The sequence below is a fragment of the Paraburkholderia sp. J67 genome, assembly GCF_905220265.1.
GTDB lineage: Bacteria > Pseudomonadota > Gammaproteobacteria > Burkholderiales > Burkholderiaceae > Paraburkholderia.
Genome location: NZ_CAJMZK010000015.1, coordinates 34,745 through 47,192, shown reverse-complemented (window position 1 = coordinate 47,192; position 12,448 = coordinate 34,745). Strand labels below are relative to the sequence as shown.

Here is a 12,448-nt window from a genome sequence, read left to right as displayed (position 1 = left end):
CCGGTCATGCCGGGGCGCTTCAATCAAGCCGGATTTAGACTTGTGCGACGAGCCAGTCGAGACATTGGCTACGGTTGCCGAAGCGTTCCGCTGCGGTGCGCGACTGCATGCAGAGTTGGGTGGCAGGCATTTCCACCGTCATACCCATGCCGCCGTGCATCTGGATAACGGCGTGGCCGACGTCCTTCGCCACGCCCGCGCAGAACATCTTGGTCAGCACGACGAATCGATCGATGGCGCAGTCGTCGCTGGCGTTGAAGCCTTCTATAAGGCGTGCAACCTGGCCCTTGATACCTTCGTAGGCCACATAGCAATCCACGACGCTGTGCTGGAGCACCTGGTGGACGGCCAGCGGTTTGCCGAACTGCACGCGGTCGTTGAGATACTGGATCGTTTGTTCGACCTTGGCGCCGACTGCGCCGACGATTTGCACGCATGACAGCAGTGCGCCGATCTGCAACGCCTGGTTGACCGCGACGTTCACCGCAGAGCCGAGCAACACAATTTCGTCGTCGCTCACTTCGAGGCCGTCAACCGCGTAGTCAACGGTAACCGTACCGTCAATGCCGCTGAAAAACTGGGCGCGATCGGCCAGACGCGAACGCGCGATCAGCACCAAAGCCTGACCTTCTTCGGTCGACGCATTGAAGATGAGGTGAGTGGCGGGTTCGCTTTCGTTCGAGCCACGGATCGCACCGCGCAGAACGTTGCCTTCGAGGCTGACCGTGGCGGCCTGGAGAGGCGTGCCAAACGCCGATTGCAGAACCGGCGACACCGAAGTCTCGCCGCTCAGCAGTTGTTCGAGCACCGGGCCAACTAGCGGCGCTGCCGCCGCGGCTTCGAGCAGAACCGGGGCCACGGCGCAACGCTCGACCAGCGGCGCCACGTTCGTGTAGCGCGAGGCCGCTTCAACGATGCCGGCGAGATCCGTCAAGGTTGCCCCGACGCCGCCGTTGTCTTCCGAAACCAGAACCGACTGCCAGCCCAGTTCGAGGGCTTGTTGCCACTTGCCCGAAGCCTGGCCTTGAGCGGCGTTGCCCTTCAGCGTTTCGGCAACGGCCGCCAGGCGTGCCGACGAGTCGAACATGTCGCCCTGGAACATGGTGCTCACGGCGTAGCCTTCGCCCATGATCGACTTGGCGATGATGTTTTTCTGCACTTCCGTCGAGCCGCCGGCGAGCGTTCGCGAACGATAGAACAGGTAGGTGTGGACGAAATTGCGTTCGAGGTTCAGCTCGTCTTCCGTCGTTGCCAGAGGCATCAGCGGCAGCAGGCGAGCCGCGTACTCAGGCCCGAGTACATCCATCGCGATCGACGTCACTTCCTGGCTTTGCTTCGAGCACGCCATTTTCAGCGCCGACGACTTCGACGATTGCAGCGTGCCCGCCATGTCTTCCTTGATGGCCGACAACAGGATTTCACGCGTACCGTATGCACCGGCTTCGACTTCGAGCAAGCGGTCGAGTGCCTTCAGCAGTGACGGCGTTGTGCCCTTTGCCTTGATCTTGTCCTGAACGAGTTCGGTTACCTGCTGAACGTGACGAAGCAGACGGGGCATCAGTGCCGGGCTCAATCGCTCGCGGTCGAGCAGGAACTTGCCGTATGACCAGCCCTGGCCTTCGGCGCCGATGCGATTGAACACCGGCACCTTGACGTCCTTCAGGAACACTTCGTTGACGTGATGCCACTGGTCGATCGTGTGAATCGGGCGAACTTCGATGCCGGGCGTGTTCATCGGGATCAGGAGCAGGGTGATGCCTTCCTGACGCTTGCCTTCGTTGCTTGTTCGCACGAGCGTGTACATGATGTCCGCTTCCTGAGCGTGCGAAGTCCAGATCTTCTGGCCGTTGACGATGTAATGCTCGCCGGTTTCGTCCAGAACGGCAGCGGTCTTGAGCGAAGCCAGATCGGAGCCCGCACCCGGTTCCGAATAGCCCTGGCACCACCATTGCGAACCGTCGATGATGGGCGGCAGGAAGTGGGCCTTTTGCGCGTCTGTGCCGAATGCCTGAATGACGGGGCCAATGTGGCCAATGCCGTGGTGATACAGCTGCGGGCAGTCCAGTTCCGCGGTCACTTCTTCGAAGATCAGGCGCTGCATCACGTCCCAACCCGGCCCGCCGAACGCTTTGGTCCAGCCCGGCGCAGAATAGCCGAGACCGCCTTTGGCCATCGCAGCGGTGTACTGGCTCAGGAGTTCACGGCCCAGCTTCTTGTTTGCGCGCGTTGCGGCGCGCACTTCGGCAGGCACATTCGCTTCGATATATTCAGCGATTTCGTTGCGAAACGCTGCATAGAACGCTTCATCCCGTACTTGATCTGCTTCACTCATAATTCACTCTGTTAAATCCAGTAGGATGCCTAACTGGCTGAGATTGACCGCCGCCCATCTCACGGCTACCTGTTAGATCAGCGGCCCGTGTACACCGGCGCGCGCTTTTCGAGGAAGGCGCGTTGCGCTTCCTTCGAGTCTTCGGTTTTGGACAGGAATTCGGTATTGCCTTGCTCGTAGCGATAGGCTTCGCGCAGCGGCATGTTTTCGGTCAGGCGCGCAGCTTCCTTCGCCAGACGCAACGCCACCGGCGACTTCGACGTCATTTCCTTCGCGATCTCCATCGCGAAGGGCAGCAGTTCTGCCTGGGTCGTGCACGCTTCCACGAGGCCGAGGCGATACAGTTCAAGACCCGTGACTTTCATGCCCGTGTAGAACATGCGGCGCGCCCGCGATTGGCCGAAAATCCGGTTCAGGAACGAGACGCCTCCCGCCAGACCCACGTTGATCTCGGGCATCGAAACATACGCCTCTTCCGACGCAACCCAGATGTCCGAGTTCATCACGATGCCAAAGCCGGCGCCCATCGCTGCGCCATTGATAGCGGCAATGATGGGCTTCGGGCATTCGCGGATCGCATACGCCGACTCACGGACGACGCGGTGATGCTTCGGGAACGCACCAGGCTGGGAGAGGTCCTTGCGGTCGCTGATATCGGCGCCGGCGGAGAACACCGAGCCCGCACCCGTAATGATGATGACCGAAACGTCGTCACGCGCGCCGAGGATGTCGAAACAATCGATGATCTCGTTGCGCATTTCGGCGTTCTGGGCGTTGCGCTTTTCCGGACGATTGAGCGTTACGAGCGCGATCTTGTCTTTGATATCGACGAGGAGGGTATTGAATTCCATTTTTAAGTCCTTTATTGAGTGCGAGTACTGCGCATGCGCCGAATCAGACGCGCGGAATGTTTGCCATCACTACCTGGCTCAAACCCCCATCGACGAGGAGGTCTTCGCCATTGACATAGCTGGACCGATCGCTGGCCAAAAATAGAATCGCCTCTGCCATGTCGTTCGACGTTGCAATTCGCCCGCTGGGAACGGCTGCATTGCGTGCGCGCAAACGTCCTTCATCCTGATAGTAGGCTTCGCTCATCGGCGTGCGGACCAGTCCGGGGCTGACGCAATTGCTGCGAATGCCATACTGCGCGAGTTCCAGGCAAAGTTGCTTTGAGAGCATGAGGACGCCAGCTTTGCTCACGCTATAGGCAACGCCATTCGGAATGGCGATGTCCCCGCCGATCGAGGCCACATGCACCATTGTTCCGCCTTTGCCCGCATCGCGCATTTGCGCGCCGAACGCCTGTGCGCAAAGGAAGGCGCCGGTGAGATTGATGGACAGCAGACGCTGCCATTCATCGGGCGATGCGTCAAGCAGGGCAATACGGCCACCACCGCCAATACCTGCGTTGTTGACCAGAACTTGAGCGGGGCCGAATTCACGGAGCACCGTTTGCGCAGCAAGGACAACCGATGCGCGCTCAGCTACGTCGCATCCGATCGCGATAGCCGTGCCGCCATTGAGCAGAATGGCATCCGCGACTTCGGAGCAGATCGCTTCGGTGCGATCCAGGATCGCGACCTTCGCACCGGCCGCCGCCATTTGTTTTGCCGTTTCCGAACCGATACCGCCGGCACCGCCCGTGACTACGCAAGTACGCCCGGCGAGGCCCAGCCAGGACATCGAGTTTTCACTGTGACTCATGGCCTTCGCCCTTGGAGGATTCGATGATTTCGTTCAGTGACAGCGCACCCAAAGCCGTGCCATGCACGGAAAGATGAGCGCCGAGCTGGATCACCTGGAGAATCTCCGATGCGGCAATGCCCTTGTTCAAAGCGGCACGAATATAAAGGCGAACCGCTTCGGGATTGAACGCGGTAAAACAGGCATTCAAGGCGATTTGAATGAGCAGGCGTTCGTTATCGCTCAAACCCTGGCCCGTGCCGCCGAATTGAATGAAGTCCATCACAACCGTCGCATACTCTGCATCGAACCGCGCGAGGTCTTCGATCAGTGAGCCAGCGACGGGATGAGCGGCCTTGAACTCGTCGCTCATCGGAATGCCAGAGGACTGGCGCTTGTCCGGCATCTGGGCGCCAAGTTCCTGGCCAAGAATCGCCGTGCTGGCATAAACGGCTTCCAATCCCTGCATAGCCACCAGATGAAGCACGTCTAGCACATCAAAAGGCGTTGCACCCGCATTCAGTGCGCCTTTGAGATGGGTCAGCAGGCCCGGTCCGTACATATGAGCCGACGAAGCGTCGAGCGCGACGTACACAAGCTCCACCATGCGGGGGCTGAGCGGGCCTGTCTTTGCAGGCTGACCCGCATAGTCGGCGTACCGTTCAAGAAAGTCGGGGTGCAAATTTAGAATGGCATCGGTCCAGGGGCGCCAGTAACCGCGCGCAGCGATGAACTTCTCCTTGATCCGCATTTGTTCCGTTGAATGCGCCATCCTCGTCTCCATTTGTTATTCGATACCGCAATTCAAGGCGTTATCGTCCACGACTGGCCGGTCAGGAATTGTGCCGCTGCGCTTGCCATGTAATGGGTGATGGGCTGCACCTGGTGCGGCTGGGTATGCGTATGGACTTCGAGAGAGTTGATGCGCAGACCTTTCGTGCCCCATTCGCAAGCTTGCGTTGCCACGAACATACGTGCCGCTGCGTCGTCGCCGCAGTTTGTCCAGTTCGTGGTTTGCGTGGGCAGCAGGAGCGTGAGGCTCGCGTTTTGCTCATGGGAGAGTGCAAATCGCTTTGCGGCTTCATGCGCAGCGCTCAGGCGCTCGCCAACGGGGGCGGCCAGCACGGAAGCGTCAATGACCGAACGATACGGCGCACCGGTATTCACGGACTCCAGCGACCTCCAGTGCGGCGCGCCAGCGACGACGGTGATGGCCGTTTCTGCGTTCATGGGGAGTACGTCGTACCCAGCGGGGGCGCACTGGATGGAGCCGCCGTAGACCGAAGCCGCACCGTCCACCGACACAGCGGAGCCCGAAAGTGGGCGCGCGCCTTCGCTGGCGAGGAAGAAGAGGGCTTCAGCAAGTTCGACCGGCTCGGCAATGCGACCAAGTGGCGTTTTGCCAGCAGCGCGAACCGGATCGAGCCGACCCGATTCGATCAAGCGCCGTACGATTTCCGTGCGCACAAAGCCCGGGCACAGGGCGGTCACGCCGAGATCGGGACGTGCATCTGCCAGTGCTTTCGTGAAAGCAATCACGCCGCTCTTGGTCGCGGAATACGCGCCACGAAACGGGATGGCATGTAGCCCAGCGCCCGACGATACATTGACGACGCGGCTATGCGGCTTGAGCTTCTTTTCGAGCGTCTGGATAATCAGGCGAGGCGCATCCAGATTCAGACGGACGAGCGGCGCAAACTGTTCTTCCGTCATGGCCGTGAGCGGCAATTGCGTGCTGTCCGACATGCCTGCGTTATTGATAACCGCGTCGAGATCAGGCATATCCACGGCCAGCGACGCGATCTTTTCCGGCTTCATGAGATCGACGACGCGAATCAGATGCGGTTCGCCAGCCCGCGGCAGGCTCTCAAGCAAACCCTGTAACGCTTCGGCCTGGTAGTCCACCAGCACACAGCGCCAGCCGTCTTGGGCGAAGCGCACTGCGGTCGCGTAACCGATACCGGAAGCGCACCCGGTGATAAGAACCGTTTTCTGGGGCTGCATAGGTACACCCTTAAACATTTTCGACATCCGTCGAGAACTTGAAGCTCGCAAACTGCTTGCGCAGCGGAACCTTGTACAGCTTGCCGGTGGCCGTGTGCGGGAGGGAATCCACGAAGACGACGTCATCGGGAAGCCACCACTTCACAACGCTATTACGCATGTGATCCAGCACTTCGTCGGCCGTCACATCCATGCCCTTGCGCTTGACCGCGATGAGCAGCGGGCGCTCTTGCCAGTGCGAGTGATGCAGGCCAATGACGGCAGCCTCTTCAATGGCGGGATGGCCGAGCGCCGCGCTTTCAAGATCCAGCGAAGAAATCCATTCACCGCCCGACTTGATCACATCTTTCGCGCGATCGGTGATCTTGAGGTAACCGTCGGCGTTCAATGTCGCCACATCACCGGTTGCGAACCAGTCATCCGCATCCCATGCGTCGTCTTCGTGGTTGTAATAGGCGCGGGCGATCCACGGGCCACGTACTTTCAATTGACCGGTGGTTTGACCATCGTGAGGAAGGCGCTTGCCTTCGTCGTCGAAGATCGCGATTTCGGTGCCGGGCAGTGGACGACCTGCAAGCATTTGAAGGTCGAAGCGCTCTTCGAGCGTCAAATGATCGTGCCTGGGCAGCGGAACATTCACGGTCACGACTGGACTCGTTTCAGTCATACCCCATGCCTGGCACAACCAGGCACCAAAATACCGCTCGAACTTTTCGATGATGCGACGAGGGGCAGCGGAGCCACCCGAGAGTGCGCGTGTTACGACGATGTCACGGCGACGCTGCTCGGCGTCCACGGTCTCTGCGTAGTCGAGCAGCGACATCCAGACGGTGGGGACGCCGCAAGACACAGTGCACCGCTCGTCGCGGAGCATCGAGTACACGTTCTCGCCGGACAGTTGCGAGCCCGGAAGAACGAGTTTGGCGCCGGCCATGGCCGACGAATGCGGGATGCCCCAACCGTTCACATGAAACATGGGGACGATCAGCAGGACGCTGTCGCGAGCGCTGATTGCAAAGCTGTCGGCCATGCAGGTTGACATGGCATGCAGAACGGTCGACCGATGGCTGTACAGAACCCCCTTGGGCTTGCCCGTGGTGCCCGAGGTATAGCACATGGACGATGCGTTGTTTTCATCGAAGCGTGGCCATGCATAGACGTCGCTGCAGCCGGCTATCAACGACTCATAGCAGGCGAGGCCGGGCACATCGATGTCAGGCATCTGGTCGGCTTCGCACAGGGCGATGAAGCGCTGGATATTCGGACATTGCGGCGCGATCTCCGTCACGAGCTTCGCCAGGTTCACGTCGAAGAAAACGTGTGTGCTGCCGGAATGATTCAGGATGTAGACGATCTGTTCCGTGAACAGGCGCGGGTTCACGGTAGTCAGGACCGCGCCTGTGCCAGAAACCCCATAGTAGAGTTCGAGGTGGCGGTGGGTATTCCACGCCAGCGTAGCAACACGCTGGCCCACGGCTACACCCAGTGACTCGATGAGATTTGCAACCTGCTTCGAACGGCCACGCGCGGCAGACCACGTATATCGATGGATATGGCCATCGCCCAGATGGGAAACGATCTCCCGATCGCTATGGTAATTGGCCGCGTGCTCGATCAAATCGGAGATCAAGAGCTGCCGTTCCTGCATCAGACCGTTCATTGTCGTCCTGTTTTTATCTGTCTAGTGTCTCGCTCCATAGCCCGTTTGCCGAACCCGGCAAATCGAGCCGCAACGTGCCTTGTTCAGGACGCCGGCCGCTGAACCACAAGGGTCGAGGTCGAACCTGATTCGGAGAGTTTCCCCCTTAGGCGAGGCTACTTTACTACAGGGAAGGACTGCAATCGCGCCGCTATTGATGTCGAATTCGCAATACAGAACGAGACATTTTCTGGATTGTGTGATGGTCACCGAGCTGCCTAGAATCCGCTCAGATCGGGTTCCAGCCACGTGAACCCATTACCATTACAACGGAGATGCCACTATGGAATTCGGCGTATTTCTTCTTGCGCAGCAGCGCAGCTACGCTCAGACGTCGCAGAGCGTCATTCACAACACCATCGAGCAAACGGTCGTGGCCGAGCAGGCGGGCTTCGACGCCGCCTGGTACGCCGAGCACCATTTCAACAATTACTCGCTGTCGCCCTCGCCCCTGATGACGATTGCCCATGCGGCGGCCAAGACAAGCCGGATCCGTCTTGGGTCGGCGGTCTGCATCCTGCCGCTCTACCATCCGGCACGTCTGCTGGCTGAAATCGGTCTCGCCGATACGCTGTCCGATGGCCGTCTGGAACTGGGCATCGGTTCGGGCTATCAGCAGTTCGAATTCGAGCGCTTCGGCTCCGACTTGCCGACGTCGGGCGAGATCTTCCACGAAATCTGGGACATCCTGAATAAGGGCCTAAGCCAGAAGGTGTTCGAGTACAAGGGTAAGCACTTCGAAATGCTGCCGACGTCGGTGGCGATCCGCACCATTCAGGAAAGGGTGCCGCTCTGGATTACGTCGATGAATCCGGGCACGCTTGGCCGCGCATTCAACGAGAACGTGAACCTGTTCACCACGGTTCTGCACGGCGGTAACGACGCGCTACGCGGTCTGCGCAGTCGTCTGGAAGGTCTGGCCACGGAGCTGGGAAAAGATCTCAGCAAGACGAAGATCGGCTTCCTGCGTTGTGGTTTCGCGTCGAACAACAAGGCCGAAGTCGACGCGTATCTGGATTCGGCCCGCTGGGCGCGCCGTATTTCGGAATCGCTGAAGGATCGCCGCATGGACATGGACGATGGTTATCTCGTCAGGGAAACCCCGTGTGCCGCCGACATGACCCTCGACCAGCTGCGCCAGAATCTGCCGGTCGGTTCGGTGAATGAAGTGATCGACAAGCTTCTGGCCGAGATTGAAATTCTGAAGCCGAACCACATCGCACTTCAAACGCAGCTTGGCGACTGCGACCAGAAGACCATGCTCAAGCAGATCGAGCTCTGGGGCGACACGATTGTTCCGGCAATCAAGAAGGAACTGGCGCGCAACGAAAAGCTCGCAGCGTAAAAGAACGGAATACAGAGACTAAGGCTATGCGTCTACATCTGACGAACAGTGGTGCGATTACTCTGATTGCGCCGTCGCACTTCAAACAATTCGAAATTTTGGTAGACGAGCAGCCTGACTCCCTGTTGGATCAGGCGATTGCGCGAGTCGGCCAGCGTGCGGATGACGAGCACGTCTGGGTTAACCCCCAGGTCATTCGATTCCTCTCCGGCAAAGCCGGGAATGCCGAATGGGAAGCGGGCTTCGAAACCATGATCGGCTTTGCCGCGAAATATAACTGGGTCAACGAAGAAGGTCTGATTCGCGCGCATATCGTCCGTAATGAAAACTCGGCGGGTTCCAGCATCGACGATTTCAAGGCGGCCATGCGTATGCTTCCCGCTGGTGTGAGCGCGATCACGACGGGCGATATCACCCATCCGAACGGTATGGTGGTATCGAGCCTTACATCGATATCGGCGGAGCCGCCGCTCGTTGGCTTCTTCGTCCATCGAGATTCATCGATGCTCGAACCCCTGAGGACGCACGGCAAATTCGTGGCCAACATCCTGGGGCAGGCTCACCACGAAGTGGTGACGAAATTCATGAAGGAACCGCAGGGCTGTGCTCGCCTGGCCGCAGGTCAGTGGGGTTCTGGCCTGGACGGACTTCCGGTTCTGGTGGACGCGCTTGCCAACGTGGAGTGCGACATCATCCACACGACGCCCTTGGGCACGCACGAGATGATCGTGGGCAGGATCCGCAAGACGACGACCGACGACGCCGGATCGCCGATGGTCAATTTCAACGCTGGACTTCGCGCGCTGGCGCAGTAATCGGGAGGTCCTGATGCTTAGGCAAGACAGGAGCATTCGCAACACGCCGCAAGCCCCAAACACGGTCCCCGACAATTACCGGTTTGCATTGGTGCCCGCACACGTGAGGCACGCAGACTACGGTTTCGATCTGTCCAGTTATTTTGGCGACGAGACTGCGGAACTGGTGAATGTCCGGGTGCAAGGCAAGGGCTGAGCCAGGAAATCAGACAATACTCCTATTCCAGATCCATGCCGATAGATCGCGGAAAAGTATCCTGAAGGCGTGAATTTCGATATGGCTAGATTTGATTCCAGAAATGAAGTCAGCAGACTGGAAGACATCGCGGAACAGCACGTTGTTATCTGGAATGGCGTCCCTATCGTCTGGCGTAAATTTGGAATGGGTCCGCCACTCGTGCTGATTCACGGCGGATTCGGTAGCTGGTTGCACTGGGTCAGGAATATTGAATTGCTTTCCTGGAAGCACACCGTCTGGGTGCCGGATTTGCCTTCGATGGGTGACTCGGGAACGATCGAGGAAAGCGACGATGCCATGACTGCGATCCAGAACATCGTAGCGGCATTGACGGATTCACTGGGTCAACTCATTAATCGAGACACAGCGATTGATATTGCGGGATTTTCGTTTGGAGGGGTCGTTGCTACGCTATTCGCGAAGCAATGGTCGAACGTCAAACGCCTGGCGCTAGTCGGTACAGGAGGACACGGGCAAGGACGACGGCAAACGAAAGCCATGATGTCGTGGCGCGAGATCGAGGGTAATGAAGAGCAGCAAGCGGCTTTGCGCCATAACCTCTTGTCCCTGATGTTTCGACACCGAGAGAGTCTGGACTCCATGGCCGTGGAGATCTATGAGGAGCAGTGTCGCAAGTGTCGGTTCCGGGGGCGCTTCAGTCGCGCCAATATGCTTCAGAAGATGCTCGAATCATTCGCAAAGCCAGTGCTTTTTCTCTGGGGAGACTGTGACGTGACGGTTGAGGATCCATGCAAAACCGCAACGTGGCTCTCTCAGGGCAAGAACGAGCGTGAATGGCGCGTTATCCCGGGCGGCCACTGGATTCAGTATGAAGACGCAGACACGGTGACCCAGTTGATGCTTCGCTGGTTCAACACGTGTACGACTCGTGGCAGAAGAATGACTCACGGTGATCGCTTCGCCCCCTATCAGCGTCCGTCCTGGTTTCATGGACGCGATGCGCTAGCGTTGTCGGAGCTTTCCTGATGTGAATCGGGTCACGCGAAAATGCGATGAAGAATTGGATAATTGAAACTGAAGAGGTGAAAAAGGAAAATACGTCAACGAAGTACAAGAAGTGAAAAAACAAATTGGAGACATTCAATGAAAAAAATTCTCGCACTAACGGCATTGTCGGCTTTCGCGGTATCGTCGCACGCACAAAGCTCGCTTCTTCTCTACGGTATCCTTGACGAGGCACTCACCTACACGAACAACACGGGCACAACGAATGCCAACGGCTCGGTTACGCCGGCAGGCTCGAAGTTCGCCGTCGACTCCCTGTCGGGTATGTACGGTTCGCGCTGGGGCTTGCGTGGCGACGAAGATCTGGGCGGCGGTCTTCACACCATTTTCACACTGGAGTCGGGCATCAGTCTGCCGAACGGTGGACAGGGCCAGGGTGGCCTGATGTGGGGGCGTCAAATCTACGTCGGCATGAAGAGCGCAAACTTCGGTCAGGTCACGCTCGGTCGCCAGTACGATTCGGTCTATAACTTCACGATGTTGCTGGATTCCGGTTCGCTGACCTCGAACGGTGCCTCGATGCACGCGGGCGATCTGGACAACGCGGCAATCAACCTCCGGCAAAACAACTCTATCCGCTACCTGAGTCCGAACATCAAGGGCTTGACCTTCGGCGGCGGTCTGGCAGTGGGTGGCGTTGCCGGTGATGTGACCAACGGCCTGCAATACAACTTCGGCGCGCAATACGATACGGGCGTTGGCCTGAAAGTCGGCGCTGCCTATGAATTCTTCAAGAACCCGATTGGGTCTAGCGCGGGCACCGGTTGGTTCACGTCGAACGGTTCGGGTACGCTGCTGAGTCACGCGCTGGATGCAGGCTACACGAGCGCGCATAACTACCAGATCGGCATGGTGGCGGCGCAGTACACGAAGGGCCAGTGGACGTTCGCGGGGTCGTGGTCGAATGCGCAGTTCGGCAAGATGACGGCATTCGACGGAAAAACGGTCACTTTCAACACGTTCGATCTGGGTTTCCAATATATGTGGACGCCTTTCTTCTCGACGGCCGTGGGTTGGAATTACCAGACATCGACTGGCGTGACCCGGCCTGATGGCACCAAGGTTGGAAATCAGCACTCGAACCAGTTCTACGGACGTGCGTCGTATAACTTGTCGAAGCGTACGGCCCTCTACAGCGCCGTGGGCTACCAGGATTCCCGTGGCGTTAATTCGTTGGGTGGCCGGGCCGTTGCCGACATAGACAATATCGTGGATAGTTCAACGGGCAAGCAAGTCGTTTTTCGTCTTGGCATCACGCACTTTTTCTAAGCGCTGTAATGGCCCGGTCTTACGGCGTAGAACA

The 12,448-nt window shown here is 58.5% G+C and carries 10 protein-coding genes; 4 read left to right on the top strand and 6 right to left on the bottom strand.

Features of this window, described 5'->3' with window-relative positions:
* Positions 1–34: 34 nt before the first annotated feature.
* The 6 genes from U5782_RS24500 to U5782_RS24475 form a co-directional block, all read right to left on the bottom strand.
* A complete protein-coding gene (locus U5782_RS24500) occupies positions 35–2,332 on the bottom strand; it encodes an acyl-CoA dehydrogenase family protein (RefSeq protein WP_322046476.1) in 2,298 nt (765 codons plus the stop codon).
* A 77-nt stretch (positions 2,333–2,409) separates the two neighbouring features.
* Positions 2,410–3,183, bottom strand: coding sequence for an enoyl-CoA hydratase/isomerase family protein (locus U5782_RS24495; RefSeq protein ID WP_322046475.1), 774 nt, complete (start codon positions 3,181–3,183; stop codon positions 2,410–2,412).
* Positions 3,184–3,226: 43 nt separating this feature from the next.
* Positions 3,227–4,039, bottom strand: a complete 813-nt coding sequence (locus U5782_RS24490) for an SDR family oxidoreductase (RefSeq protein ID WP_322046474.1) — start codon at positions 4,037–4,039, stop codon at positions 3,227–3,229.
* Positions 4,026–4,790 (bottom strand): carboxymuconolactone decarboxylase family protein, encoded by a 765-nt coding sequence (locus U5782_RS24485; RefSeq protein WP_322046473.1) that lies wholly within the window; start codon positions 4,788–4,790, stop codon positions 4,026–4,028. Before U5782_RS24485 ends, U5782_RS24490 begins: the two co-directional genes overlap by 14 nt.
* Before the next feature lie 32 nt (positions 4,791–4,822).
* Positions 4,823–6,022, bottom strand: a complete 1,200-nt coding sequence (locus U5782_RS24480; protein WP_322046472.1) for an SDR family NAD(P)-dependent oxidoreductase — start codon at positions 6,020–6,022, stop codon at positions 4,823–4,825.
* 10 nt (positions 6,023–6,032) lie between these two features.
* Positions 6,033–7,682 (bottom strand): long-chain fatty acid--CoA ligase, encoded by a 1,650-nt coding sequence (locus U5782_RS24475; RefSeq protein ID WP_322046471.1) that lies wholly within the window; start codon positions 7,680–7,682, stop codon positions 6,033–6,035.
* 322 nt (positions 7,683–8,004) lie between these two features.
* On the opposite strand from U5782_RS24475, the gene U5782_RS24470 reads away from it, so the two are divergent.
* From U5782_RS24470 to U5782_RS24455, 4 genes are all read left to right on the top strand, one after another.
* Positions 8,005–9,066, top strand: coding sequence for an LLM class flavin-dependent oxidoreductase (locus U5782_RS24470; RefSeq protein WP_322046470.1), 1,062 nt, complete (start codon positions 8,005–8,007; stop codon positions 9,064–9,066).
* Positions 9,067–9,092: 26 nt separating this feature from the next.
* The gene (locus U5782_RS24465; RefSeq protein ID WP_322046469.1) at positions 9,093–9,881 is read left to right on the top strand and encodes a flavin reductase family protein; all 789 of its coding nucleotides are present in this window, start codon (positions 9,093–9,095) and stop codon (positions 9,879–9,881) included.
* A 265-nt stretch (positions 9,882–10,146) separates the two neighbouring features.
* Positions 10,147–11,106, top strand: a complete 960-nt coding sequence (locus tag U5782_RS24460) for an alpha/beta hydrolase (RefSeq protein WP_322046468.1) — start codon at positions 10,147–10,149, stop codon at positions 11,104–11,106.
* Between the two features lie 117 nt (positions 11,107–11,223).
* Entirely contained in the window at positions 11,224–12,414 is a 1,191-nt protein-coding gene (locus U5782_RS24455) for a porin (protein WP_322046467.1), read from the top strand.
* Positions 12,415–12,448: the final 34 nt, after the last annotated feature.

What these genes read in the sequence shown, in the direction of transcription:
- U5782_RS24475 (WP_322046471.1), bottom strand. Translation starts at nt 7,682, where the DNA reads ATGAACGGTCTGATGCAGGAACGGCAGCTCTTGATCTCCGATTTGATC.
- U5782_RS24470 (WP_322046470.1), top strand. Translation starts at nt 8,005, where the DNA reads ATGGAATTCGGCGTATTTCTTCTTGCGCAGCAGCGCAGCTACGCTCAG.
- U5782_RS24480 (WP_322046472.1), bottom strand. Translation starts at nt 6,022, where the DNA reads ATGCAGCCCCAGAAAACGGTTCTTATCACCGGGTGCGCTTCCGGTATC.
- U5782_RS24485 (WP_322046473.1), bottom strand. Translation starts at nt 4,790, where the DNA reads ATGGCGCATTCAACGGAACAAATGCGGATCAAGGAGAAGTTCATCGCT.
- U5782_RS24495 (WP_322046475.1), bottom strand. Translation starts at nt 3,183, where the DNA reads ATGGAATTCAATACCCTCCTCGTCGATATCAAAGACAAGATCGCGCTC.
- U5782_RS24455 (WP_322046467.1), top strand. Translation starts at nt 11,224, where the DNA reads ATGAAAAAAATTCTCGCACTAACGGCATTGTCGGCTTTCGCGGTATCG.
- U5782_RS24465 (WP_322046469.1), top strand. Translation starts at nt 9,093, where the DNA reads ATGCGTCTACATCTGACGAACAGTGGTGCGATTACTCTGATTGCGCCG.
- U5782_RS24500 (WP_322046476.1), bottom strand. Translation starts at nt 2,332, where the DNA reads ATGAGTGAAGCAGATCAAGTACGGGATGAAGCGTTCTATGCAGCGTTT.
- U5782_RS24490 (WP_322046474.1), bottom strand. Translation starts at nt 4,039, where the DNA reads ATGAGTCACAGTGAAAACTCGATGTCCTGGCTGGGCCTCGCCGGGCGT.